Annotated in this window: 36 protein-coding genes and 1 pseudogene; 4 read left to right on the top strand and 33 right to left on the bottom strand. The window is 67.7% G+C overall.

The genetic code is table 11. The features are described 5' to 3' along the window. Nucleotides 1-20 precede the first annotated feature (20 nt). On the top strand, nucleotides 21-743 hold the full coding sequence (locus tag AC0662_RS41290) for a hypothetical protein (protein WP_478307470.1): 723 nt from the start codon (nucleotides 21-23) through the stop codon (nucleotides 741-743). 144 nt (nucleotides 744-887) lie between these two features. Here the strand turns inward: AC0662_RS41290 and AC0662_RS41285 are convergent, their stop codons facing one another. Together AC0662_RS41285 and AC0662_RS41280 are read right to left on the bottom strand one after the other, a co-directional pair. After that, complete coding sequence (locus tag AC0662_RS41285; protein WP_452203122.1) at nucleotides 888-1,658, bottom strand: hypothetical protein; 771 nt, start codon at nucleotides 1,656-1,658, stop codon at nucleotides 888-890. Next, on the bottom strand, nucleotides 1,651-2,202 hold the full coding sequence (locus AC0662_RS41280; protein WP_478307468.1) for a SigE family RNA polymerase sigma factor: 552 nt from the start codon (nucleotides 2,200-2,202) through the stop codon (nucleotides 1,651-1,653). Before AC0662_RS41280 ends, AC0662_RS41285 begins: the two co-directional genes overlap by 8 nt. 119 nt (nucleotides 2,203-2,321) lie before the next feature. Here AC0662_RS41280 and AC0662_RS41275 point away from each other — a divergent pair, with 119 nt between their 5' ends. Next, complete coding sequence (locus AC0662_RS41275; protein ID WP_478307466.1) at nucleotides 2,322-4,142, top strand: hypothetical protein; 1,821 nt, start codon at nucleotides 2,322-2,324, stop codon at nucleotides 4,140-4,142. Between the two features lie 13 nt (nucleotides 4,143-4,155). Here AC0662_RS41275 and AC0662_RS41270 read toward each other — a convergent pair whose 3' ends face one another. Further along, a complete protein-coding gene (locus AC0662_RS41270) occupies nucleotides 4,156-4,752 on the bottom strand; it encodes a class I SAM-dependent methyltransferase (RefSeq protein ID WP_452203128.1) in 597 nt (198 codons plus the stop codon). Continuing rightward, nucleotides 4,745-5,557, bottom strand: coding sequence for a tRNA pseudouridine(38-40) synthase TruA (truA, locus tag AC0662_RS41265; RefSeq protein ID WP_478307463.1), 813 nt, complete (start codon nucleotides 5,555-5,557; stop codon nucleotides 4,745-4,747). The genes AC0662_RS41270 and truA overlap by 8 nt, the downstream gene beginning before the upstream one ends. A gap of 96 nt (nucleotides 5,558-5,653) precedes the next feature. On the opposite strand from truA, the gene AC0662_RS41260 reads away from it, so the two are divergent. Beyond that, nucleotides 5,654-6,394 (top strand): hypothetical protein, encoded by a 741-nt coding sequence (locus AC0662_RS41260; RefSeq protein WP_478307461.1) that lies wholly within the window; start codon nucleotides 5,654-5,656, stop codon nucleotides 6,392-6,394. Between the two features lie 52 nt (nucleotides 6,395-6,446). On the opposite strand, the gene rplQ is transcribed toward AC0662_RS41260, so the two are convergent. From rplQ to AC0662_RS41220, 8 genes are all read right to left on the bottom strand, one after another. Then, entirely contained in the window at nucleotides 6,447-7,133 is a 687-nt protein-coding gene (gene rplQ, locus AC0662_RS41255) for a 50S ribosomal protein L17, sunset domain variant (protein ID WP_478307459.1), read from the bottom strand. 68 nt (nucleotides 7,134-7,201) lie between these two features. Next, the gene (locus tag AC0662_RS41250; RefSeq protein WP_452201326.1) at nucleotides 7,202-8,227 is read right to left on the bottom strand and encodes a DNA-directed RNA polymerase subunit alpha; all 1,026 of its coding nucleotides are present in this window, start codon (nucleotides 8,225-8,227) and stop codon (nucleotides 7,202-7,204) included. Nucleotides 8,228-8,332: 105 nt separating this feature from the next. Further along, the gene (gene rpsD, locus AC0662_RS41245) at nucleotides 8,333-8,941 is read right to left on the bottom strand and encodes a 30S ribosomal protein S4 (RefSeq protein ID WP_452201328.1); all 609 of its coding nucleotides are present in this window, start codon (nucleotides 8,939-8,941) and stop codon (nucleotides 8,333-8,335) included. Nucleotides 8,942-8,967: 26 nt separating this feature from the next. Further along, nucleotides 8,968-9,375, bottom strand: a complete 408-nt coding sequence (gene rpsK / locus AC0662_RS41240) for a 30S ribosomal protein S11 (protein ID WP_130384622.1) — start codon at nucleotides 9,373-9,375, stop codon at nucleotides 8,968-8,970. Between the two features lie 35 nt (nucleotides 9,376-9,410). Continuing rightward, on the bottom strand, nucleotides 9,411-9,782 hold the full coding sequence (gene rpsM, locus AC0662_RS41235) for a 30S ribosomal protein S13 (RefSeq protein ID WP_387771342.1): 372 nt from the start codon (nucleotides 9,780-9,782) through the stop codon (nucleotides 9,411-9,413). A gap of 178 nt (nucleotides 9,783-9,960) precedes the next feature. Further along, the gene (rpmJ, locus tag AC0662_RS41230) at nucleotides 9,961-10,074 is read right to left on the bottom strand and encodes a 50S ribosomal protein L36 (protein ID WP_008361054.1); all 114 of its coding nucleotides are present in this window, start codon (nucleotides 10,072-10,074) and stop codon (nucleotides 9,961-9,963) included. A gap of 32 nt (nucleotides 10,075-10,106) precedes the next feature. Next, nucleotides 10,107-10,328, bottom strand: coding sequence for a translation initiation factor IF-1 (gene infA / locus AC0662_RS41225; protein ID WP_012923661.1), 222 nt, complete (start codon nucleotides 10,326-10,328; stop codon nucleotides 10,107-10,109). Nucleotides 10,329-10,420: 92 nt separating this feature from the next. Next, on the bottom strand, nucleotides 10,421-10,744 hold the full coding sequence (locus tag AC0662_RS41220) for a winged helix-turn-helix transcriptional regulator (protein ID WP_478307455.1): 324 nt from the start codon (nucleotides 10,742-10,744) through the stop codon (nucleotides 10,421-10,423). Between the two features lie 76 nt (nucleotides 10,745-10,820). Between AC0662_RS41220 and AC0662_RS41215 the strand changes: the two genes are divergently transcribed. Further along, on the top strand, nucleotides 10,821-11,681 hold the full coding sequence (locus tag AC0662_RS41215; RefSeq protein WP_478307453.1) for an NAD(P)-dependent oxidoreductase: 861 nt from the start codon (nucleotides 10,821-10,823) through the stop codon (nucleotides 11,679-11,681). Here the strand turns inward: AC0662_RS41215 and AC0662_RS41210 are convergent. From AC0662_RS41210 to rpsS, 21 genes and pseudogenes are all read right to left on the bottom strand, one after another. Next, on the bottom strand, nucleotides 11,662-12,477 hold the full coding sequence (locus tag AC0662_RS41210; RefSeq protein ID WP_452201334.1) for a type III secretion system chaperone family protein: 816 nt from the start codon (nucleotides 12,475-12,477) through the stop codon (nucleotides 11,662-11,664). The genes AC0662_RS41215 and AC0662_RS41210 overlap by 20 nt on opposite strands. Then, a complete protein-coding gene (locus AC0662_RS41205) occupies nucleotides 12,474-12,920 on the bottom strand; it encodes a DUF1707 SHOCT-like domain-containing protein (RefSeq protein ID WP_478307450.1) in 447 nt (148 codons plus the stop codon). The genes AC0662_RS41210 and AC0662_RS41205 overlap by 4 nt, the downstream gene beginning before the upstream one ends. A 111-nt stretch (nucleotides 12,921-13,031) precedes the next feature. After that, the gene (gene map, locus AC0662_RS41200; RefSeq protein WP_452201337.1) at nucleotides 13,032-13,853 is read right to left on the bottom strand and encodes a type I methionyl aminopeptidase; all 822 of its coding nucleotides are present in this window, start codon (nucleotides 13,851-13,853) and stop codon (nucleotides 13,032-13,034) included. A gap of 22 nt (nucleotides 13,854-13,875) precedes the next feature. Further along, nucleotides 13,876-14,448: an adenylate kinase gene (locus tag AC0662_RS41195; RefSeq protein ID WP_452201339.1), complete on the bottom strand. Its 573-nt coding sequence runs from the start codon at nucleotides 14,446-14,448 to the stop codon at nucleotides 13,876-13,878. Continuing rightward, a complete protein-coding gene (gene secY / locus AC0662_RS41190) occupies nucleotides 14,448-15,749 on the bottom strand; it encodes a preprotein translocase subunit SecY (protein ID WP_452201341.1) in 1,302 nt (433 codons plus the stop codon). Before secY ends, AC0662_RS41195 begins: the two co-directional genes overlap by 1 nt. A 135-nt stretch (nucleotides 15,750-15,884) precedes the next feature. Further along, entirely contained in the window at nucleotides 15,885-16,325 is a 441-nt protein-coding gene (gene rplO, locus AC0662_RS41185) for a 50S ribosomal protein L15 (protein ID WP_344191671.1), read from the bottom strand. A 1-nt stretch (nucleotide 16,326) separates the two neighbouring features. After that, nucleotides 16,327-16,509: a 50S ribosomal protein L30 gene (gene rpmD / locus AC0662_RS41180; RefSeq protein WP_452201344.1), complete on the bottom strand. Its 183-nt coding sequence runs from the start codon at nucleotides 16,507-16,509 to the stop codon at nucleotides 16,327-16,329. Beyond that, nucleotides 16,509-17,108, bottom strand: coding sequence for a 30S ribosomal protein S5 (rpsE, locus tag AC0662_RS41175; protein ID WP_452201346.1), 600 nt, complete (start codon nucleotides 17,106-17,108; stop codon nucleotides 16,509-16,511). Before rpsE ends, rpmD begins: the two co-directional genes overlap by 1 nt. A gap of 29 nt (nucleotides 17,109-17,137) precedes the next feature. After that, nucleotides 17,138-17,521, bottom strand: a complete 384-nt coding sequence (gene rplR, locus AC0662_RS41170) for a 50S ribosomal protein L18 (protein WP_452201348.1) — start codon at nucleotides 17,519-17,521, stop codon at nucleotides 17,138-17,140. A 2-nt stretch (nucleotides 17,522-17,523) separates the two neighbouring features. Further along, nucleotides 17,524-18,066 (bottom strand): 50S ribosomal protein L6, encoded by a 543-nt coding sequence (rplF, locus tag AC0662_RS41165; protein WP_452201350.1) that lies wholly within the window; start codon nucleotides 18,064-18,066, stop codon nucleotides 17,524-17,526. A 27-nt stretch (nucleotides 18,067-18,093) separates the two neighbouring features. After that, complete coding sequence (gene rpsH / locus AC0662_RS41160; RefSeq protein ID WP_452201352.1) at nucleotides 18,094-18,501, bottom strand: 30S ribosomal protein S8; 408 nt, start codon at nucleotides 18,499-18,501, stop codon at nucleotides 18,094-18,096. 91 nt (nucleotides 18,502-18,592) lie between these two features. Further along, entirely contained in the window at nucleotides 18,593-18,778 is a 186-nt protein-coding gene (locus AC0662_RS41155) for a type Z 30S ribosomal protein S14 (protein ID WP_012923674.1), read from the bottom strand. A 1-nt stretch (nucleotide 18,779) separates the two neighbouring features. After that, a complete protein-coding gene (gene rplE / locus AC0662_RS41150; RefSeq protein ID WP_452201354.1) occupies nucleotides 18,780-19,352 on the bottom strand; it encodes a 50S ribosomal protein L5 in 573 nt (190 codons plus the stop codon). Next, nucleotides 19,352-19,738, bottom strand: a complete 387-nt coding sequence (gene rplX / locus AC0662_RS41145; RefSeq protein ID WP_452201356.1) for a 50S ribosomal protein L24 — start codon at nucleotides 19,736-19,738, stop codon at nucleotides 19,352-19,354. Before rplX ends, rplE begins: the two co-directional genes overlap by 1 nt. 1 nt (nucleotide 19,739) lies before the next feature. Beyond that, nucleotides 19,740-20,108 (bottom strand): 50S ribosomal protein L14, encoded by a 369-nt coding sequence (gene rplN / locus AC0662_RS41140; RefSeq protein WP_012923677.1) that lies wholly within the window; start codon nucleotides 20,106-20,108, stop codon nucleotides 19,740-19,742. A gap of 97 nt (nucleotides 20,109-20,205) precedes the next feature. Continuing rightward, the gene (gene rpsQ / locus AC0662_RS41135) at nucleotides 20,206-20,502 is read right to left on the bottom strand and encodes a 30S ribosomal protein S17 (protein WP_452201358.1); all 297 of its coding nucleotides are present in this window, start codon (nucleotides 20,500-20,502) and stop codon (nucleotides 20,206-20,208) included. Beyond that, on the bottom strand, nucleotides 20,499-20,777 hold the full coding sequence (gene rpmC / locus AC0662_RS41130; RefSeq protein ID WP_452201360.1) for a 50S ribosomal protein L29: 279 nt from the start codon (nucleotides 20,775-20,777) through the stop codon (nucleotides 20,499-20,501). Before rpmC ends, rpsQ begins: the two co-directional genes overlap by 4 nt. Further along, nucleotides 20,777-21,196: a 50S ribosomal protein L16 gene (rplP, locus tag AC0662_RS41125; RefSeq protein WP_452201362.1), complete on the bottom strand. Its 420-nt coding sequence runs from the start codon at nucleotides 21,194-21,196 to the stop codon at nucleotides 20,777-20,779. Before rplP ends, rpmC begins: the two co-directional genes overlap by 1 nt. 3 nt (nucleotides 21,197-21,199) lie before the next feature. Continuing rightward, nucleotides 21,200-22,063 carry a 30S ribosomal protein S3 gene (gene rpsC / locus AC0662_RS41120; protein ID WP_452201364.1) on the bottom strand — a complete coding sequence of 288 codons (864 nt, stop codon included), beginning with the start codon at nucleotides 22,061-22,063 and terminating at the stop codon, nucleotides 21,200-21,202. A gap of 151 nt (nucleotides 22,064-22,214) precedes the next feature. Next, nucleotides 22,215-22,670, bottom strand: a pseudogene (gene rplV, locus AC0662_RS41115) (50S ribosomal protein L22); the annotation flags it as partial. Between the two features lie 56 nt (nucleotides 22,671-22,726). Next, nucleotides 22,727-23,008, bottom strand: a complete 282-nt coding sequence (gene rpsS / locus AC0662_RS41110) for a 30S ribosomal protein S19 (RefSeq protein ID WP_130441496.1) — start codon at nucleotides 23,006-23,008, stop codon at nucleotides 22,727-22,729. Between the last annotated feature and the right edge of the window lie 5 nt (nucleotides 23,009-23,013).

Below are 23,013 nucleotides of genomic sequence, written 5' to 3'. Positions count from 1 at the left end.
CGAACCGTTATCGTCAACCGGTGCCGACCAGCCTGCGAGGACTCGAGATCAGGCCGGACACCCGCGAGTACCAGTGGGTCGCGAGGGTCGTGGCCGCGGTCGAGCACCGGACCGGCAGAGCATCGACCTGGAACAGGCGGCTGTACGACGAGCACTCGGGCATCGCGGCGTCGGCGGAGTACAACGGCCCGATGACGATCAGCCGGTACCAGGTGCTCGACCCCGTGATGGAGGCGTACGACGCGAGCGGGCCCCCGGACCTCCAGACGAGAGGTGCGGCCCACATCGGCGCCATGGTGGTGGTCCACGAGACCGACCACCACCAGCACGAGGCAGGCGACGAAGACGCACCCGACGCCGTCGGCAGGTTCTCCGAGGAGTGCGTGGCGGTGCGGGAAGGGCTCTCGGACAGCAACGCCGCCCGGCTCACCGACCCGATCATCCGCGACATCGGCATGGACAAGGCGGTGCCGGGGTCCGACACCGTGGGGGTACAGATGCCGTACGCCAACCCGCCGCGGATGCCGATGTCGGCGCAGCAGCGCGCGCAGGTGCAGCGCATCGAGGCGTTCTACGGCAGGCCGTCCATCGATCTGGAGACAGCACACCTGCGGCAGTTCCTGGACACCGGCGCCCAGTCCGGGCGAGGGAGTGGTGGGGCCGGGGCCGGAGCGGCGGCAACCCAGCCGACACAGCCCTGGCGTGCGGCCTCGCCGCGCGACACCGGTGGAGCGGCTCGGTAGACGACCCTCGGCCAAGGAGGCGCAACGGCTGTACGCCGAGGCAATGCTGTCGACTGCATCGGGTCAGGCCCGGAACAGCGACTGGAGCAGACACTGCAGCGGATCGGTGAGCTCTACGAGCAGGACGCCACGGAGTCGAGTGAGCTACCAGCCCTTCAGCGCGTTCAGGTAGGTACCGCCGGAGGGGCGGACCGAGCCGGTCATGAACAGTTTCAGCGGTGCGGCGAACAGGCCGTACGGGTGGGTGCCGGAGAAGAAGCCGGAGTCCGCACAGCCGTCGTACTCGACCCAGATCTCGCGGACGCCGGAGGCGGTGCTGAAGCGGAGCACGATGGCTTCCGAGGGCTTCGCGGTCTGCGGTGCGCACTTGAAGACGGGCAGTGCCGAGTTCCGCTCCGGGAGCACCTTGATCGCGTCGACGATCTGCTGCGCGACGGTGGCGTCGTACGACTCCTGGCCGAGCAGACCCGTGCCACCTTCGGCGAAGCCGTAGCGGCACGCGCGGAGGCCGGTCACTGGTGTGTTCAGGTCGAGTCCCGTGCCGGCCGGTAGGTCGTGCGGCCCGCTGGCCTTGAGGATCGGGTGGTCGACCGGGCAACCGGCCGCGGCCTTCGGCGACACAACGCCTTGTGTGGATCGGTTGGGACCAGCCACGCCCTCACCCTGACCGGCGGAGTCGCTCTTGCTCGTCGCGACCGGCGACTCGCCGCCGAGCAGACCCCAGACGCCACCGACAGCTGCAACCACCAGCACAGCCCCTGCGGCCATTGACCAGGCTTGCCGGCGCCGGTGGACGCGGCGGCGGGCCTCACTGGCCAGTCGGGTCTTCTGGAGGCCGGTCTGGGTGTCGGCCTGATTGTGAAGGGCTGACGTGAGCTTCGGGCCGAGCTCCTGCTCAGGGTCGTGCTCAGGCATCCTCGGCTCCTTCCGTGCTCAGTGTGGTCTTCAAAGCCGCCAGTGCGCGGTGCACGTGCGACCGGGCGGTCGCATCCGCGCAGTGCAGCAGCTGCGCGATCTCGGCGTACGAGAGCTCCTCGTAGAAGCGCAGTACGACGGCTGCTCGCTGTTTGTCCGGCAGCGTCGCGCAGAGCGCCCAGATGGCGTCGGCCTCGGCGCGGGACGCCGTACCGTCCCCAACCGCGTTCGCCGTGCGGACCGGGTCGTCCACCGGCGCCTCGCGTCGCCGGAACCTCCGCCACCAGGAGATGTGCGCGTTCACCACCATGCGCTTCACATAGGCCTCGGGATCATCGGCACGACTCACCCGCGACCAGCGTGCACACGCCGTCGTCAACGCATCCTGTACGGCGTCCTCCGCAAGGTTGGCGTCCCCGGTCAGCACATAGGCGAACCGCAACAGGGCATCGGCCTTCTCGGTCACCCAGACCTCGAAGTCCACCTGCCCCAACCGTGCCTCCGCTGCCGCCAAGGCTGCCTCCATACCCCTCAGGACGCCCATCAGATCCGATCCGTTGCAGCCAATCGGAACACCGGGCCAATTATGGGTGACCGCCAGTCGACCCGCCGATGACTAGCCTGACCGCTTCGAGACTCCTAACCGGACGAAGGCGGCACCAGATGGTGAACGAGCGCAGGGTCATCGACAGCAGGTTCGACCGGGCCGGCAACCTGGCTGGGGACTGGGCCCGCGCCCTGGACGGCATCCTCGGGGAGCGGTACTCCGGCCTACCGCTGTACAGGTGGGACGACCCGAGCCGCGCGACCGAGGCGTCCGCCGACGGTTCGATCACCTTGAACGTCCGGACAGCCGATCTGATGTCGCATCTCGGCAGCAACCAGTACGACGCCCACTACCCCAGCGATATCGTCCGGCCGGACCCGCAGGCCGTGCGCAACGCTGTGATCGACTTCGGCAACGCGTACGTGGACAAGGTGCTGCCGCGCGACCCGACGCTGGACTTCGCCCCGGAAGCTCTGGACACAGGCATCCGCGCGAACCTGGTCAGCACCGAACGGATCCTCGATCCGCAGCGGATGGAGCAGATGGCCCCAGGCATCGGGCGGCTGGTGGACCCCGAGCCGTATCCGTTGTTCCAGGGCGCTGCGAGCGAGCTGACGAGCCGACTCGGCCAACGGCTCGGGATGAAGCCGGACGAGCTCGACAAGCTGCTGCGCCGCACCGATCCCGCGCAACGCTTCGACGTACTGGCCGATCAGCTGATCGAGCACGACCCGCTGCAGCGGCGGCTTCCGGACGGTTCGGCGCGCAAGCCTCCGGCCGACCATACGGCGCAGTTGAAGACAGAGCTCGCCCACGAGTTCCGGCTGACCTTCGACCGGTGCGACGTCGCGAGCCTCGACGACGGGCGCAACACTCGGGAGACCGGCCAAGACCTGGTCGCCGAGGGGTGCTCCAGCGCGTTCGCCCGCGTCGGCGAGTTCCGGGACGCGATCCGTACCGACCAGCGCGGGTATGCGCAGGTGGCCGACCTCGTGACCGCCGTACAGTCCGAGCTGTCCCAGGGCAGAGCCACGGCGTCCCTCGGCCGCGACGCCGGAGCGATGGCGCTCCAGCTCAAGTTCAAGACGGACTACTGGAGCGGCGAACTGCGGGAATCGACCGCCCCGCCCGCCGCAGGTGTGGTCGGGTACGCCGGGACGGATCGCTCGCTGACCTTCGACCGGGCGAAGGTGATCGACGTCCTCGCGACCGCGGACCGCACCGCGCCGCCGACTCCCGAGGTCCGCGAGGCCGTCGGGATCGTCGCGTCCCACGCCGCTCAGCTCTGCAACCCGGAGGCGCCCGGTTCGGTACCGGACAACGCCGCCGACCGGGCCTTCGACGAACAGCTCCGGCAGGACTTCGTACGACAGCACGAAGGCGAACTGTTCGCGGCGCTCGGGTTCTCCGAACCGCAACTCGGCGGCGAACCGCAGCACTCCGCGGTAGCGGAGGTGACGGCAACCCTCACGCAGACCGCCGGACAGCACGCCGGTCTGGAACCGCACGAGGTCACCTCCCGGCTGCTGACCACACCGCCCGCCGAGCGCTTCGACAAGGCGGCCGCCCTCGCGCTCGCCAACACCGACGGTCTCCCGACCGGCACCGCCACCCGAGCCCTCGCCGACGACCTGCACGGCATCGTCGGTACCGCCGCCGAGGCCGATGCCAAAGGCGCCGGCAAGCTGCACGCGTGGAGCCTGAAGACGAGCGGGGAATCGCTGAGCGGGAAGACCGTTGCGAGCGTCGACAAGGCCCGGAAACCCTTCAGCGGAAAGGGTGCGGCCGACGACGTCACGCGACGGCAGTTCGCCGCGGCAACCTCGGGCCAGACGCCACTGCGGCCAGGCCAGGCCGTTGGCCAGACCTCGACCGACGCACGGACCCACCAGCCCGACAACGGGAACTCCCGCAACGGCCTCGGCGGCCGCGGCTAGCTGTACAGCTAGCTCACCTGGTGGCGCGGAGTACCCGGAAGCCCTTGGCGCTGGCGACGCGTTCGCAGGGGTAGCCCTGTTCGGTCATCCAGCGCTGGAGGGAGTCGCCGCCGAGGTTCTTGCCGACGACGAACCAGGCCACGCCATCGGGAGCGAGGCGTTGCAGCCAGCGGAGCAGCATCTTGTGCAGTTCGGGTTTGCCGATGTGGATGGCCGGGTTCGACCAGATCGCGTCGAACCGCAGATCGTCGGGTACGTCGTCCGGCAGCGCCGGGTGCACGCGGTCCGCGACACCGGCCGCCTTGGCGTTCTCGGCGGTGAGCTCCAGCGCCCGCGTGTTCACGTCGACCGCCCAGACGGTCGCGTCCGGTGCCTCGACGGCCAGCGCACACGCGATCGGGCCGTAGCCGGTGCCCAGGTCGAGGAAGGTCCCGGAGCTCTTGGGCGGGTCGATCGAGCGCAGGAACACCGCCGTACCGATGTCCAGGCGGTCTCGGGAGAAGACGCCGGTCGCTGTAATGAACGTGTACTCGCGTCCCCAGATCCGGGCTTCCACGGTACGGCGTACGTCCGCAGAGCCGGGCTCCGCGGAGAAGTAGTGGTCAGCCACGCTGGTGCACCTCTCCCCTGACCTGACGGGCCTGCAACGCCCGTGCGGCCAGCTCATCGTCCGCGGGGTACCGCACTTCCTCCAGTGTGAGGCCGTGCGCCGGCAGCACCGACACCGCCGAGTGCCGCACCTTCCCAGCCAGTACGGCGGTCGGCCACTCGACATCACGCCGTCCGTCGCCCACCGGGATCATCGATCCCACCAGAGCCCGCACCATCGAGTGACAGAAGGCATCTGCGATCACAGTGCCCTCCAACCGCCCGACACCGGTCCGCTGCCAGGAGAACTCCAGAAGCGCCCGCACTGTGCTGGCGCCTTCCCGCTTCTTGCAGAACGCCGCGAAGTCGTGCTCACCGAGCAGTCCGGCCGCTGCGGCGTTCATCCGGTCCACATCCATCGGCCGGCCGACGCGGAGGACATGTCCGCGCGTCAGCGGGTCCCAGCCGGCGGGGTCGTCGCACAGGCGGTACACGTACCGGCGGGCCAGCGCGGAGAACCGGGCGTCAAAACCGTCTGGAGCCGCCGTGACGGCCGTGACAGCCACGTCCTCGGGCAGCACGCCGTTCAGCCCTCTGAGGAGCCTCAGCGGGTCCACAGCGCCTTCCACGTCCACGTGAGTGACCTGACCGCGGGAGTGTACCCCCGTGTCGGTCCGGCCGGCACAAGTGACGGTGACGGGCTCCGAGAGCCGCAGTACGACCCGGACTGCTTCTTCCAGCTCACCTTGCACGGTGCGGAGACCGTCCTGCCGGGCCCAGCCGTGAAAGGCCGCCCCGTCGTACCTGAGATCAATCCGCCAACGCACACGGCAATCTAACGCAGGAACCCGGTGGACCCCGCCGTGACTACGGTGAGAACGGTCGGGAAAGCACGGGGGACGTGAAGATTAAGGAGATCAAGCATGGCCCCAGTGGGCGAACCCGAGGCTTTTGTTCCGCGCCCGGGCGATCTGATCGAAATCCGGGAGAACTCGGAGTACTGGCAGTTCGGCCGCGATGAGGAGCGGCCGGGCACCTGGCAGCACACCATCGCGTTCGAGACTGACGGCGGGCCGGTGCTGACCTGGGTGAATGCCCACGGCGGCGAGCCGTCCGAACGGATGCAGCCCGACCGGCAGTACCTGTTCGAGCATGGCGATGAGGGCCCGGACGCCAAGGAATGGGCCATCGTGCGCGACGAGTCCGGCGAGCTCCGGATCGAGGAGCCCTTGCCGGCGCCGGAGCCGCTCGACCTCACCGGCGCGGAGCCGTTCCGGCTGCGCTCCGGCGACAGAGTGGCCACCAACGACCTCGGCGTCTTCTCGTACCACGGAACCGACAACGCCGGCGCGGAACGCTGGCATGCCGACTTCCAGGGCGGGATCTCGGTCGAGGTCCGGGGGGCACCGTTCCGGCCCGGAGAGCCGAGCACCGTCGTCCGGCAACGCGACGGCGAGGAGCTCGAGTTCACGGTGGCGCAGGGCGACGACGGCCTGGTTCTCGTACCTGGTGTCGAGCAACCGGCGATCGACGAACCCGCCACCGGCCAGGGTGTCTCCGGTCCGGCCGGCCAGACCACCCAGACCGACGCCGGCGAGCGGGCGTACAGCGCCCACTCACAGGCGGCTCAGAGCCGGAAACAGTCGCCCTCGGCCGGGCGCTGAAACGCGACGAGGCCCCCACACCGGGTGGTGTGGGGGCCTCGCTCGCGAGTACTTACTTCTCGTCGGCGTCCGAGCCGCCGGCCTTCGCGAAGCCCGCGGCCTCGGCGTCGGCCTCGGTCTTGAACCAGACCTCGGCGACCGTCTGGTCGTACCACGGGGACTCGGTGGTGTGGTACTTCATCGAGTCCTCGTTGCCCTTGATCGTGAAGCCCTCGGGCGCGGAGCCGTCGGCGGTCGGGGCGGCCGAGTTCTCGAACTTGCCGGCCACGACGTCCTGGACCGGCGCGTCCTCGACCTTGTCCTCGACCTTGGTCTCGGCCGCGGCAGCCTTCTTCGCCGGGGCCTTCTTGGCGGCGGTCTTCTTCGCCTTGGGCGAATCGGCCAGCGCCTCGACCAGCTCGATCTTCACCATCGGGGCGTTGTCGCCCTTGCGCGGGCCGAGCTTGGTGATCCGGGTGTAGCCACCCGGACGGTCGGCGTACCGCTCGCCGATCTCGGTGAAGAGCACGTGCACGACGCTCTTGTCCTTGATCCGCTTCATCACCTGGCGGCGCGAGTTCAGGTCACCACGCTTGGCCTTGGTGATCATCTGCTCCGCCAGCGGCTGCAGGCGCTTGGCCTTGGCCGCGGTGGTGGTGATCGCGCCGTGCTCGAACAGCGACGTCGCGAGGTTGCTGAGGATCAGCTTCTCGTGCGCCGGGCTGCCGCCCAGGCGAGCACCCTTGGTGGGGGTTGGCATCTCATAACTCCAGGAATCTAAGGCTCGTCGAGCCGTTGGGGTTGCGGGCCCGACGGGCCTTGGTCAGCTCAGTACTGCTCGGTCTCGGCGAAGCTCTCGTCCTCGTCGTCCGCCTCGTTGCCGTAGGCACCGGACGCGGCGCGCAGGTCGAACCCGGGCGGGGAGTCCTTCAGCGACAGGCCCATCTCGGCCAGCTTCAGCTTGACCTCGTCGATCGACTTGGAGCCGAAGTTCCGGATGTCCAGCAGGTCCTGCTCGCTGCGCGAGATCAGCTCACCCACGGTGTGGATGCCCTCGCGCTTCAGGCAGTTGTAGGACCGGACGGTCAGCTGCAGGTCCTCGACCGGCAGCGCCAGGTCCGCGGCCATCTGCTCGTCCACCGGCGACGGGCCGATGTCGATGCCCTCGGCCTCGACGTTCAGCTCGCGAGCCAGACCGAACAGCTCGACCAGGGTCTTACCGGCCGACGCGACGGCGTCGCGGGGCAGCATCGACTGCTTGGTCTCGACGTCGACCACGAGGCGGTCGAAGTCGGTGCGCTGCTCGACACGGGTGGCCTCGACCTTGTAGGTCACCTTCATGACCGGCGAGTAGATCGAGTCGACCGGCATCCGGCCGATCTCGGCGTCGGCGGACTTGTTCTGGACCGCGGAGACGTAGCCACGACCGCGCTCGACGACCAGCTCCATCTCGAGCCGGCCCTTCTCGTTCAGGGTGGCGATCTTCAGGTCCGGGTTGTGCACCTCGACACCGGCCGGCGGCGCGATGTCGGCGGCCGTCACGTCACCGGGGCCCTGCTTGCGCAGGTACATGGTGACCGGCTCGTCGTGCTCGGAGGAGACGACCAGGTCCTTCAGGTTCAGGATCAGCTGGGTGGCGTCTTCCTTGACCCCGGCAACGGTCGAGAACTCGTGCAGGACACCGTCGATCTTGATGCTGGTGACGGCCGCGCCCGGGATGGACGACAGCAGGGTCCGGCGGATCGAGTTCCCGAGGGTGTAACCGAAGCCCGGCTCCAGCGGCTCGATCACGAACCGCGAGCGGTACTCGTCGACGACCTCTTCGGTCAGGGTGGGGCGTTGTGCGATCAGCAACTTCTTGTTCCTTGTCTCTCGCGACGACCACTATTTGAGGTCGCGATGGCTTCGAAGAACGCACCGGACCGGCCGGCAGCCCGGGGGCCACCGGCCGGTGCGCGGTCAGTTCTTCGAGTAGAGCTCGACGATCAGGTGCTCGGCGACCTGGGTGTCGATCTGCTGCCGGGTGGGCAGCTGGTGGACGAGGATCCGCAGACGCTCCGGCATCACCTCGAGCCACGCGGGGACGACACGCTCGGCGTGCGTCTCGCGGGCGATGATGAACGGCGTCGTCTCGACCGACTTCTTCTTGACATCGATGATGTCGTGAGCAGCCACCCGGTACGACGGGATGTTCACCTTGATGCCGTTCACGGTGAAGTGACCGTGGACGACGAGCTGACGGGCCTGCCGACGGGTCCGGGCCAGGCCGGAGCGGTAGACCACGTTGTCGAGGCGGGACTCGAGGATCTGCAGCAGGTTGTCACCGGTCTTACCGGAGCGCCGCGAGGCCTCCTCGTAGTACCGGCGGAACTGCTTCTCGAGAACGCCGTACGAGTAACGCGCCTTCTGCTTCTCGCGCAGCTGGAGCAGGTACTCGCTCTCCTTCGGGCGGCCGCGGCCGTGCATACCCGGCGGGTACGGACGACGCTCGAACGCCTTGTCGCCACCGACGAGGTCAACCCCGAGACGGCGCGACTTCTTGGTCATAGGTCCGGTGTAACGGGCCATGGTTCGCTACCTTCCTCTCTCTGGGGTCAGACCCGGCGCCGCTTCGGCGGGCGGCAACCGTTGTGGGCGACTGGGGTGACGTCCTGGATGGTGCCGACCTCGAGGCCGACCGCACCCAGCGAACGGATGGCGGTCTCACGGCCGGAGCCGGGACCCTTGACGAACACGTCGATCTTGCGCATGCCGTGCTCCATCGCCCGGCGCCCGGCGGCCTCGGCGGCCATCTGCGCGGCGAACGGGGTCGACTTGCGCGAACCCTTGAAGCCAACGGTGCCCGCGGAAGCCCACGAGATGACCGCGCCGGTCGGGTCGGTGATCGTCACGATCGTGTTGTTGAACGTGCTCTTGATGTGCGCGTGGCCGGCGGCCACGTTCTTCTTCTCCTTGCGGCGCACCTTCTTCGCGCCGGCCGCACTGCGGCTCTTGGGAGGCATAGGTCAGTTGCTCCTGGGGTCGACGGTCATCCGGGTCACTTCTTCTTCTTGCCGGCGATCGCCTTACGACGACCCTTACGGCTGCGGGCGTTGGTGCGGGTGCGCTGACCGCGCACCGGCAGTCCGCTGCGGTGCCGGCGACCCTGGTACGACCCGATCTCGATCTTGCGGCGGATGTCCGCGGTCACCTCGCGACGGAGGTCACCTTCGATCTTGTAGTTGCCTTCGATCCAGTCCCGGAGCTTGACCAGCTCGTCGTCGCCCAGCTCGTGGACGCGCTTGTCCGGGGAGACCCCGGTGTTCTTCAGCGTCTCGACCGCGCGCGTGCGGCCGACGCCGAAGATGTAGGTCAGAGCGACCTCGATGCGCTTGTCGCGCGGCAGGTCCACTCCTACGAGGCGTGCCATGTGGCGGTGTTCCTTTCGTCAGCAGAGGTGTGGTGGCGCGCTGCGTCCTTGCCCGCCTCGGTGAGAGTTTCTTCACCGGCAAGGCCCCGGCCTCTGTTCCGGGGGCGACGTCCAGAAACCGCCTGGACGAGCATGCGCGCTGTGGTGCGAAAGTGCCGTGTTCCTGCGTGAGGCTGGATCAGCCCTGCCGCTGCTTGTGCCGCGGGTTCTCGCAGATCACCATGACCCGGCCGTGCCGGCGGATCACCTTGCACTTGTCGCAGATCTTCTTGACGCTCGGGTTGACCTTCATCGAGCTACTTTCTTCGACAGGTGTTGGTGGTGTTACTTGTACCGATAGACGATGCGACCCCGGGTGAGGTCGTACGGCGACAGCTCCACGACGACCCGGTCCTCGGGGAGAATCCGGATGTAGTGCTGCCTCATCTTGCCGCTGATGTGCGCGAGCACCTTGTGCCCGTTGGACAGCTCAACACGGAACATCGCGTTCGGCAGGGCCTCGACGATGGTGCCCTCGAGTTCGATTACTCCCTCTTTTTTGGGCATGTCCTCGCACTTCTGTAGACGTGACTGGCTATGGCTACAAAGAGCCAAGGAAAAAGTGTACGCCACGCACGGCAAGGAGCCCAATTGAGCCCTCAGCGGGTACTCTCCAGCTCCTCCAGGTGCTCAGCACCCCAGGCATCCAGAGGCATCAAGGCCACGTTGAGTGACGTCCCGAGTTCGGTCAGTGAGTATTCCACCTTCGGTGGCACCTGGTGAAAGACCTCGCGATGCACGATATCCCGCGCCTCCAGCTCACGCAGCTGCTGGATCAGCATCTTCTCGGTGACCCCGGAGACCTCCCGCCGCAACTCACCGAACCGCATCGGCCCGTGATGCAGCGCCCACAGGATGCGTGGCTTCCACTTCCCGCCGATCACGTCGGCCGCGGCGTCCAGTCCACAGGAGTACGGGCGCATACTTACCTTTCCGTCAGTACCTGACTATTTAGTGGGTACTTGTCCATCCTAAAGTGGTCGATCCAGAGTGGACCGCATGAAGACACCTGTCACCGTCCTGGGGCTCGGCGCGATGGGAACCGCCCTCGCCCGCGCCCTCCTGGCCGCCGGCCATCCGACCACCGTCTGGAACCGCACGCCCGGCCACTCCCCCGAACTCGACGCAACCCGCGCCACCACCGCGGCCGAGGCGATCGCCGCCAGCCCCCTCGTCATCGTGTGCCTGCTCGTCGACGACACCGTTCGCAGCACGCTCGACGGTCTCGACCTCACCGGCAAGACGGTCGTCAACCTCACCAACAGCACGCCCGACCAGGCCCGCCGTACGGCGGAACGGGTCACGGCCGCGGGAGCGCAGTACCTCGACGGCGGGATCATGGCGGTCCCCGCGATGATCGGTGGCCCGGCGGCCTTCATCTTCTACAGCGGTACGCCGGCCGCCTTCGAGAACCACAGCGCCACCCTGTCCGCACTGGGCAGGCCCGCGTACGTCGGCTCGGACGCCGGGCTCGCCGCGTTGTACGACATCGCCTTGCTCAGTGCGATGTACGGGATGTTCGGCGGCGCCCAGCACGCGCTGGCGCTGATCGACGGCGAGCCACTGCCGGCGGCGCGGTTCACCCAAGAGTTCCTGGTGCCCTGGCTGACCGCGATGATCGGCAGCCTGCCGCGCATCGCCAAGGATCTGGACGAGGGACCGGCGACTGGCGCTGCCGGATCCAACCTCGCGATGCAAGCTGCGGCGTACGACAACCTGATCGACGCCTCGGTTGCCCAGGGCGTCGATCCGGTCCTACTCGTGCCGATGGGCGACCTGCTCCGCAAGGCGGTCGCCGCCGGGCACGGCGACGCGGATCTGTCGGCAGTAGTCCGGCTGCTCAGGACTCCTGCTCGGTAGCGGCCCACTGCTCGCCGGCACGCCACACCTGCTCGGGCATCAGGTCCAGCAGGTCGCAGGCCGCGTCCAGCTGCGCGAGGGCGGTGGTGGCGTCGCGGTACGCCGGAAGGATCGCGACGAACCGCCGCCCCTCGCAGCTGAACCCGAACGCCGGTACTTCGGCCAGCGCCTCGACGGCCCGCGGATGCAGCACCGCCAGCGCCTCCTCCTCGTGTCCGTTGAACAGCAGGTACTGCGTCGGCAGTCCGTCGACCGCCAGCTTCAACGGCAGAAAGCTGGCCGCCGCCACCGGTGCCAGTCCCGCGGGCAGCACCTGCAACGGCGGCAGGGGTCGTTCCACGTGCAGATCGATGAAGTCGAAGCCCAGGAGCCGGCGCCGTACCTTGTGCTGGAACCGCCCGGTCCAGAACTCCCGGCCGCGGTGCCGGCCGGACGTCACGTCCATCACCTCGGCGTCGGGGTCGCTGTCGAACGGTGGGAACGGCCAACGATCCAGCAGTTCGTCGCCGGACGCGCTGATCCGCCAGCCGAGCTGTCCGGCGGCGTTCACCCACGACCGCCGGCGGCGCGCGTCACCGATCCGTAGCGCCACCGTGAACCCGATCAGCACCAGGAACCAGGCCAGCACCATCCAGCCCACCCAGCGCGGCTCCACCAGCAACCCCACGATCGCCAGCGGGATGGCGACCGCGAACCAGATCACGTAGACGATCGCGGCCCCTTGGTGGAACTGCCATGCCCAGTCCGGCCGCAGCCGTGGGCCGGTCAGGCGGCGGCTGACCGGCGCCGCCGTCAACGGCGCCTGCCGAGACCGCCGAGGGCGATGATCGCCCACGGGATCAGCAGCCACACCGGCCAGAAGTGCGGCCAGTGCCCACCGTTGCCCAGCCCGATCACGAACCAGATCACCACGTTCATCAGCACGACGCCGGTGAAGCCACCGATCGCGCCGCCCCGGCGGTGCGGGTGGTTGTCCTTCTTCCGCTCCGGGAAACTGCCCGGCTCCGGCGCGGGCTTGGTGTCCTGGACCACCTGGGGCGTCTCATACGTCCGCACTGCCGGCAGGTCACGCACCAGCGGCTCGAGCTCGCCGTACGTCTGCACGGTGTAGAGCTGGTCGAGGCGGGAGGAGAACTCGGGCTGGTCCAGCCGGCCGTCCGCGAACGCGTCCCGCAGCCGTCCGGCGATCTTGTCCCGGTCGGCTTCGGTGAAACGCTGGTGCGGCTGGTACTGAGGCATGGCTCAAGTGTGCCTCAGCCCCGGTTCCCTCCGCGTCCCCCGACGGGTGGACCCGCGGGTCCGCCGATCGGCCGGGTCATCGGCAGAATCAGTCGGCCGAGAGAGGCAGAGTTAGTCGGCCAGGGCGCCGATCTTGAGGCCGAGCTCCGCCAGCTTCGCCTCGCCGCCGTCGATCGCGGTCAGCACCCACGGCCCTTGCGGAGTGAGAGTGAACGTGTGCTCGGTGTGCGCGGCCGACCGGCCGTCGTCGGTGACGACCGTCCAGTCGTCCTCGAGCGTGTGGTTGTCCTGCTTGCCGAGGGTCAGCATCGGCTCAACGGCCAGGGCCATCCCCTCGACCAGCTTCGGGCCGCGGCCGGCGCGGCCGAAGTTCGGCACGTTCGGCGGCTGGTGCATCGCCGAACCGATCCCGTGCCCGACGAAGTCCTCGACGATCCCGTACGACGAGTTCGCCCGCACGTGGGCCTCGATCGCGGCCGAGATGTCGGTCAGCCGCCCGCCGAGCCGCGCGGCGCCGAAGCCGCGCCACATCGACTCCTCGCAGATCCGCGCCAGCTCCAGCAGCTCGTCGTCGACCTCGCCGACGCCGACGGTGATCGCGGCGTCGCCGTGCCAGCCGTCCACGATCGCGCCGCAGTCGATCGAGATCAGGTCACCCTCGGCCAGCACACGGCCGCCCGGGATGCCGTGCACGATCTCGTCGTTCACCGAGGCGCAGATCGAGCCGGTGAAGCCGTGGTAGCCCTTGAAGGACGGGGTCGCGCCGGAGGACCGGATGTTGTCCTCCGCGATCGCGTCCAGCTCGCCCGTGCTGATGCCGGGCTTGACGTGTTCGCGGAGCAGCTCCAGCGTGCGACCGACCACCAGGCCGGCCTTGCGCATCGCCAGGATCTGCTCGCGGGTCTTGATCTCGATACCGCGGTCTCTAAACATCGGCGTACATCACTTGCTGTCTTTACTCCGTGACGGACTTGAGGGCGCTGAGCACGCGCTCGCTGACCTCTTCGATCTCGCCGACGCCGTCCACCTCGACCAGCAGGCCGCGCTCGGCGTACACCTGCAGCAGCGGCTTGGTCTCGGCGGCGTACACGTCCTGCCGGTGCCGGACGACCTCTTCGGAGTCGTCCGAGCGGCCCTCGATGTGCGCCCGCTTGGTCATCCGCTCGACCAGCACGTCGATGTCCGCGACCAGCGCGACGACGGCGTCCAGCTTGTGGCCGTGCTCGGCGAGGATGTCGTCCAGCGTGCCGACCTGGGCCAGCGTCCGCGGGTACCCGTCGAGCAGGAAGCCCTCGCCGGCGTCGGCCTCGGACAGCCGGTCCCGCACCATCGCGTTGGTGATCTCGTCCGGGACGTAGTCGCCGGCGTCCATGTACCGCTTGGCCTCGACACCCAGCGGCGTCTCGTCCTTCACGTTCGCACGGAAGATGTCGCCGGTGGACACGGCCGGGATCTTCAGGCGTTCCGCAAGCACCTTTGCCTGCGTGCCCTTGCCCGCCCCGGGCGGACCCATCAGCAACATTCTCATCAGCGCAAGAACCCTTCGTAGTTACGCTGCTGCAGCTGAGACTCGATCTGCTTCACCGTGTCGAGTCCGACGCCGACCATGATCAGGATCGACGTACCACCGAACGGGAAGTTCTGGTTCGCGTTCAGCAGCACGAGAGCGACCAGCGGGATCATCGAGATCGCCGCGAGGTAGATCGCGCCCGGCAACGTGATGCGGTCCAACACGTACTTCAGGTATTCCTCGGTCGGCCGCCCCGCCCGGATGCCCGGGATGAAGCCGCCGTACTTCTTCATGTTGTCCGCGACTTCCTTCGGGTTGAAGGTGATCGAGACGTAGAAGTACGTGAAGAAGATGATCAGGGCGACGTACGTCACCATGTAGATCGGGTGGTCGCCCTTGACCAAGTTGCCCTGGATCCAGTTGGACCAGCTCTTACCCTGCTGGAACTGACTGACCAGGACGGGGAGATACAGCAGGCTGGAGGCGAAGATCACCGGGATCACACCGGCCTGGTTGACCTTCAGCGGGATGTACGTCGACGTACCCCCGAACATCTTGCGGCCGACCATCCGCTTCGCGTACTGCACCGGGATCCGGCGCTGCGCCTGCTCGATGAAGATGACCGCGGCCATGATGACCAACCCGATCGCGATCACCACGACGAAGGTGGTGATGCCCTTCTGCTTGCGGATGTTCCACAGCTGGGTCGGGAAGGTGGCGACGATCTGGGTGAAGATCAGGATCGACATTCCGTTACCGACACCACGGTCGGTGATCAGCTCACCGAGCCACATGATCACGCCGGTACCGGCGGTCATGGTGAGCACCATGACGGTGATCGTGAACCAGTCGTCCTTGTACAGCAGCGGCTCGTTGCAGCCCTGGAACAGCCGGCCCGGCGTCCGGGCCAGCGCCACGAACGCGGTGGACTGCAGGATCGCCAGCCCCACGGTCAGGAACCGGGTGTACTGCGTGATCTTCGCCTGCCCCGCCTGGCCCTCCTTCTTCAGCGACTCGAGCCGCGGGATCACCACGGTGAGCAGCTGCAGAATGATGCTGGCGGTGATGTAGGGCATGATGCCGAGCGCGAAGATCGCGAGCTGCAGCAGCGCCCCGCCGGAGAACAGGTTGATCAAGTTGTACAGGTTGGCGTTCTGGCCACCCTGGGAGATCTTGATACAAGTGTGCAGCGACTGGACGTTCACGCCCGGTGCCGGCACGACGGAGCCGATCCGGAAGATCACGACGATGAAGAGCACGAACAAGATCTTCCGGCGCAGGTCCGGAGTCTTGAACGCGTTGGCGAAGGCGCCTAACACCCTGTCCTCCCACAAGTTTCCCTGGCCGCGGGCACGGCAGGGGCCTAGCTAAGCCTCTGGGCAAGAGACGAACCAGGGCTCGTCCGACCGGCGCAGGATATCAAGCACCGATCGTTACGAGCCCTGGACCTCGTGTCACACCTCGGTCGTGGTTCCCCCGGCCGCCTGGATCTTGTCCGTGGCGGACTTGGAGAACTTGTGCGCCGAGACCTGCAGTGCCACGGTCAGTTCGCCGTCACCCAGCACCTTGACCGGCTGACCACGACGGACCGCACCCTTGGCGACCAGGTCGGCCACGCCGACCTCGCCACCTTCGGGGAACAGTTGTCCGAGCTTGTCCAGGTTAACGACCTGGAACTCCACTCGGTTCCTGCTCTTGAAGCCCTTCAGCTTCGGGAGCCGCATGTGCAGCGGCATCTGGCCACCCTCGAACCACTCGGGGATGTTGTTACGCGCCTTGCTGCCCTTGGTACCGCGGCCGGCGGTCTTGCCCTTGCTGCCCTCACCACGACCCACGCGGGTCTTGGCGGTCTTGGCACCGGGCGCCGGACGCAGGTGATGAACCTTGAGCGCCATGTCAGTCGACCTCCTCGACGTCGATGAGGTGGCGAACCGTACGGACCATCCCACGAACCTCGGGCTTGTCCTCGTGGACGGCGCTGTCGCCGATCCGCTTGACGCCCAGGGTGCGCAGCGTGTCGCGCTGGTTCTGCTTGCCACCGATGCCCGAACGGACCTGGGTCACCTTCAGGCGTGCCATCAGGACGCCACCTCCGCCCGGGCCTTCAGCAGGGCCGCCGGGGCGACGTCCTCGACCGGCAGGCCACGGCGCGCGGCCACGGCTTCCGGGGTCTCCAGGCTCCGCAGCGCCTCCACCGTGGCGTGCACCACGTTGATGGAGTTCGAGGAACCCAGCGACTTGCTGAGGATGTCGTGGATCCCGGCGCACTCCAGTACGGCGCGCACCGAGCCGCCCGCGATCACACCGGTACCAGGAGCAGCCGGGCGCAGCATGACCACGCCGGCCGCCTTCTCACCCTGGACCGGGTGCGGGATGGTGCCCTGAATCCTCGGCACCTTGAAGAACGCCTTCTTGGCCTCCTCGACACCCTTGGCGATCGCCGCGGGCACCTCCTTGGCCTTTCCGTAACCCACACCGACGGTGCCTTCACCGTCACCGACGACCACGAGGGCGGTGAAGCTGAAGCGCCGACCACCCTTCACGACCTTGGCGACCCGGTTGATGGCTACCACGCGCTCGATGTAGGCGGTCTTGTCCGCCTGCTGACCGCGACCACCGTCGCGGCCACGGCGCTCACCACCGGCGCCGCCTCCGCGACGCTGCTGGCCTCCGCTCATGTCGAACTACCTCTTCCCTTGATCGCCTGTCAGAAGCCGAGCCCGCCCTCGCGGGCGGCGTCGGCCAGGGCCGCGATACGGCCGTGGTACTTGTTCCCGGCCCGGTCGAACACGACCGAGTCGATGCCGGCGGCCTTGGCGCGGTCGGCGATCAAGCCGCCGACGGTCTTGGCCTTGTCGGTCTTGTTCGCCTCCGCGCCACGCAGGTCGGCCTCCATGGTGGAGGCGGAGACCAGCGTCTTGCCGGCCACGTCGTCGATGACCTGAACGAACAGGTGCTTCGAGGACTTGGTGACCACCAGCCGCGGCCGGACGGCCGTGCCGTTGATCTTCTTCCGGACCCGGATCTGGCGACGCAGCCGGGAGGCCGTCTTCTTGGCGGAGTGCTTGTGCGGACGCAGTCCGATCGCCATGGTTACTTACCAGCCTTTCCGACCTTGCGGCGCACCTGCTCGCCCGCGTACCGCACACCCTTGCCCTTGTACGGCTCGGGCTTGCGCAGCTTGCGGATGTTGGCGGCGACCTCGCCGACCGACTGCTTGTCGATGCCGAGCACCGAGAACCGCGTCGGAGCCTCCACGTTGAACGTGATGCCTTCCGGCGCGTCCACCGTGATGGTGTGGCTGTAACCGAGCGAGAACTCCAGCTGGGCCGGGCCCTTGGAGAGCACGCGGTACCCCACGCCGACGATCTCGAGCTTCTTCTCGTAGCCGTCCGTGACCCCGGTGACCAGGTTGGCGATCAGGGTGCGGGACAGGCCGTGCAGTTCCTTGCTCTTGCGCAGGTCGTCCGGACGCGTGACGGCGATCGCGCCGTCCTCGTCCCGGCTGACCGCGATGGGCTCAGCGACGACGTGCGAGAGCTGACCCTTCGGACCCTTCACGGTGACCGTCTGGCCGTCGATCGTGACGTCGACGCCGGACGGGACCGTGACCGGGAGCTTACCGATGCGAGACATTTCTGTGGTCCTCCTTCCGGTTCTTCGTCACCAGACGTAGGCGAGGACTTCCCCGCCAACGCCCTTGTTCTTGGCCTGCTTGTCGGTCAGTAGTCCCTGGGACGTCGAGATGATCGCGACGCCCAGGCCACCGAGGACCTTGGGCAGGTTGGTCGACTTCGCGTAGACCCGCAGGCCCGGCTTCGAGATCCGGCGGACGCCCGCGATGGAACGCTCCCGGCTCGGACCGAACTTCAGGTCGACGGTCAGGGTCTTGCCGACAGCCCCCTCCTTGGGGTCCTCCACCTTGTAGGAGGCGATGTAGCCCTCCTGCTGGAGAATGTCGGCGATGCCCTGCTTGATCTTGCTGTACGGCATCGCGGTCGACTCGTGGTACGCCTGGTTGGCGTTCCGCAGACGCGTCAACATGTCTGCGATCGGGTCGGTCATCGTCATGGCCTGGGGCCTCTTTCCCGCCGTGGTTTCGCCGTTCGGCGACCTACGGTGACTAGATGGTGAATGGGGAGAAGTTCGGGGGTGGAGACGGTCACCAGCTGGACTTGGTCACACCGGGCAGCTCGCCCCGGTGCGCCATCTCCCGCAGGCAGATCCGGCAGAGGCCGAACTTGCGGAAGACCGCCTTCGGCCGGCCGCAGCGCTGGCAGCGCGTGTAGCCACGCACCGCGAACTTCGGCTTCCGGGCCTGCTTGACCTTGAGTGCTGTCTTCGCCACGTCAGTTCTCCTTGAACGGGAAGCCGAGCGCCCGCAGCAGGGCCCGACCCTCGTCGTCGTTCGTCGCGGTGGTCACCACGGTGATGTCCATGCCCCGGACGCGATCGATCCGGTCCTGGTTGATCTCGTGGAACATCACCTGCTCGGTCAGACCGAAGGTGTAGTTCCCGGTGCCGTCGAACTGCTTCGCGGACAGGCCGCGGAAGTCGCGGATCCGGGGCAGCGCGAGCGCCAGCAGCCGGTCCAGGAACTCCCACATCCGGTCGCCGCGGAGCGTCACGTGGGCGCCGATCGGCATCCCCTCGCGCAGCTTGAACTGCGCGATCGACTTACGGGCCTTGGTGACCTGCGGCTTCTGGCCGGTGATCGCGGCCAGGTCCTTCACCGCGCCCTCGATCAGCTTCGAGTCGCGCGCCGCCTCGCCGACACCCATGTTCACCACGATCTTGGTGAGCCCGGGCACCTGCATGACGTTCGCGAACTGGAACTGCTCGTGCAGCTTGCCGACGATCTCCTCGCGGTACTTCGTCTTCAGCCGCGGCTGGACCTTGGTCTCGGATACTGCGGTGGTCATCAGATCTCCTCGCCGGTACGCCGGGCGATCCGGACGCTCCGGTAACCGGTGTACGTCGAACCGTCCGGACGGCGCTTCTGCACCTCGACGCGGTTGTAGCCGACGCGGGTGGTCACCTTTTGCTTCTTGCCGTCCTTCTCGACCTCGACCAGAAGCGCCACGTTCGAGACGTGGATCGGGGCTTCCTGGGTGACGATGCCACCGGTGGTGCCGCCGCGCTGGGCCTGCTGCACCTTGGTGTGCTTCTTCACCCGGTTGACGCCCTCGACGATGACCTTCTCGTCGTCCGGGAAGACCTGGATGATCTTGCCCTCGAGGCCCTTGGACTTACCGGCGATCACGCGAACCTGATCGCCCTTCTTCACGGGCAGTTTGTTCTGGGCCATTTCAGAGCACCTCCGGCGCGAGCGAGATGATCTTCATGAAGCGCTTCTCGCGCAGCTCCCGGCCGACCGGCCCGAAGATACGGGTACCGCGCGGCTCGCCGTCGGCCTTCAGGATCACCGCGGCGTTCTCGTCGAAGCGGATGTAGGAGCCGTCCGGACGCCGGCGCTCCTTCACGGTACGCACGACGACCGCCTTGACGACGTCACCCTTCTTGACACCACCGCCGGGGATCGCGTCCTTGACGGTGGCGACGATCGTGTCACCGACACCGGCGTAGCGCCGACCGGAGCCACCGAGAACGCGGATGCAAAGGATCTCCTTCGCGCCCGTGTTGTCGGCGACCTTCAGTCGCGACTCCTGCTGGATCATCTGTTGATCTCCTGGTTGTCTCGCTGGTTCTCACTCACGTGAGCCTTGCGGAACGAATAAAATCGGTTAGTTGCCGATCCGTGCGGACCGGGAACAGCTACTTGGCCTTCTCGAGGATCTCGACGACGCGCCAGCGCTTGGTCGCCGACAGCGGCCGGGTCTCCATCAGGAGGACGCGGTCGCCGATCCCGGCGGCGTTCTGCTCGTCGTGCGCCTTGAGCTTGCTGGTGTGCCGGATGACCTTGCCGTACAGCTTGTGCTTGACCCGGTCCTCGACCTCAACCACCACGGTCTTGTCCATCTTGTCGCTCAGCACCAGGCCCTCGCGGGTCTTCCGGCGGCCTCGCGCCTGCGTGGTCGTGCTCACGGTCTCGTCCTTCACGTTCTCGGTCATGCGTTCGCCTTCTCACTGTCGTCCGCAGTGTCCTCGGCCACGGCCTCGACCGGGGCGTCGACCTCGTCGGTGATGCCGAGCGCACGCTCGGACAGCACCGTGTAGATGCGGGCGATGTCCTTGCGGACGGCGCGCAGCCGGCCGTGGGACTCCAGCTGGCCCGTGGCAGCCTGGAACCGGAGGTTGAACAGCTCCTCCTTGGCTTCACCGAGCTTGCTCATCAGCTCGTCCCGTCCCAGGTTCCGCAGCTCGGCGGCGGTCACGGTGTCGGCCATCAGTTCTCACCTGCCTCTCGGGAGATGAAGCGGCACTTCATCGGCAACTTGTGAATCGCGCGGCGGAGGGCCTCGCGAGCGATGTCCTCCGGTACGCCGGACAGCTCGAACAGGACCCGGCCGGCCTTGACGTTGGCGATCCACCACTCCGGCGAACCCTTACCGGAACCCATGCGGGTTTCGGCCGGCTTCTTGGTCAGCGGGCGGTCCGGGTAGATGTTGATCCACACCTTGCCGCCACGCTTGATGTGCCGGGTCATCGCGATACGCGCGGCCTCGATCTGCCGGTTGGTGACGTAGTGGTTCTCCAGCGCCTGGATGCCGAACTCACCGAAGGCGAGCGTCGTACCACCCTTGGCAGCGCCGGAGCGCTTCGGGTGGTGCTGCTTGCGGTGCTTGACCTTGCGGGGGATGAGCATCGGTCAGCTCTCCGTTCCGGTCGTCTCGGCGGGCTTGTCGGCCGCCGGGGCGCTCGCCGCAGCGGCCGGAGCCGCGTTGTCACGCCTGTTGTTGTCGCGACCACCACGGTCACCACCGCGACCACCACGGTCGCCACCGCGACCGCCACGGTCACCGCGGTCGCCACCGTCACGGCGGGCCGGACGGCCACGCTGCTGGGTAGCGGCACGGGCAGCGGCCTGCGCCTCACGCTCGGCGCGGGTGCCGGCCACGTCGCCCTTGTAGATCCAGACCTTCACGCCGATCCGGCCGAAGGTCGTCCGGGCCTCGTAGAAGCCGTAGTCGATGTCGGCCCGCAGCGTGTGCAGCGGAACGCGGCCCTCGCGGTAGAACTCCGACCGCGACATCTCCGCGCCACCGAGCCGGCCGGAGCACTGGATCCGGATGCCCAGGGCGCCGCCACGCATGGTGGTCTGCATCGCCTTGCGCATCGCGCGGCGGAACGCCACGCGGCCGGACAGCTGCTCGGCCACGCCCTGCGCGACCAGCTGGGCGTCGACCTCGGAGTTCTTCACCTCGAGGATGTTCAGCTGCACCTGCTTGCCGGTGAGCTCCTCCAGGCTGCCCCGGATCCGGTCCGCCTCGGCGCCACGGCGACCGATCACGATGCCCGGACGCGCGGTGTGGATGTCGACCCGGACCCGGTCACGGGTGCGCTCGATCTCCACGCGGGAGATGCCGGCGCGCTCCATGCCCTTGCTCAGCAGGCGGCGGATCTTGACGTCCTCGCCCACGTAGTCCTTGTACAGCTTGTCGGCGTACCAACGGCTCTTGTGGTCGGTGCTGATGCCGAGACGGAACCCGTGCGGGTTTACCTTCTGTCCCACGTCAGGACTCCTTCTTCTCAGCGGTGGCCTTCTTGGCGGCCTTCTTCGCGGTCGCCTTCTTGGCCGGCTTCTCGGCGGCCTCGTCCGTGACCGGCTTGTCGGCGGCCTTCTTGGCCGCCTTCTTCGCCGGGGACTTCTTCGCCGTGTCCGCGGTGTCCGCGGACTTCTTGGCTGCCGCCTTGGTGGCCGGTGCCTTCGGCGCGGCCTCCTCGGTGACCCGCGGCTCGACCACGACGGTGATGTGGCTGGTCCGCTTGTCGATCCGGGTGGCCCGGCCCTGGGCGCGAGGACGGTGACGCTTCAGCGTCGGTCCCTCGTCGACCAGGACCCGAGACACGACCAGGTCGGCGCGGCTCAGGTGCTCGGTGCCCTCGGCGTTCGCCGCGGCGCTGTCGACGACCTTGTACACGGTCGCGGCAGCGGCCTGCGGGGCGAACTTCAGAGTGGCGAGTGCGTCGTCGACGCCCAGACCGCGCACCAGATCGCCCACGCGGCGCGCCTTCATCGGCGTCACGCGGACGAAGCGCGCGACCGCGAAGGCCCCGGGCTGCTCGCCCAGCAGGCTCTCGCGACGGGCGCTGGTCGCCCTACGCTCTTGAACGCTCATGATGTTCGAATCTCTCCGTAGATTGCTTTCGCTTCGTCACTGGTCCCTCGTGGGGATCAGCGACGCCGTGACTTCCGGTCGTCCTTCTCGTGACCCTTGAACGTCCGGGTCGGGGCGAACTCGCCGAGCTTGTGCCCGACCATTGCGTCCGTCACGAACACCGGCACGTGCTTGCGGCCGTCGTGCACCGCAATCGTGTGGCCGATCATGTCCGGCACGATCATCGATCGGCGGGACCAGGTCTTGATGACGTTCTTGGTGCCCTTTTCGTTCTGCACCTCCACCTTCTTTGCCAGGTGGTGGTCGACGAACGGGCCCTTCTTGAGGCTGCGTGGCATTGTGG

The sequence above is a fragment of the Kribbella sp. NPDC043289 genome, from assembly GCF_056436705.1.
The sequence above is the reverse complement of the archived record's forward strand: the minus strand, read 5'-3'. Positions and strand labels throughout refer to the sequence as shown.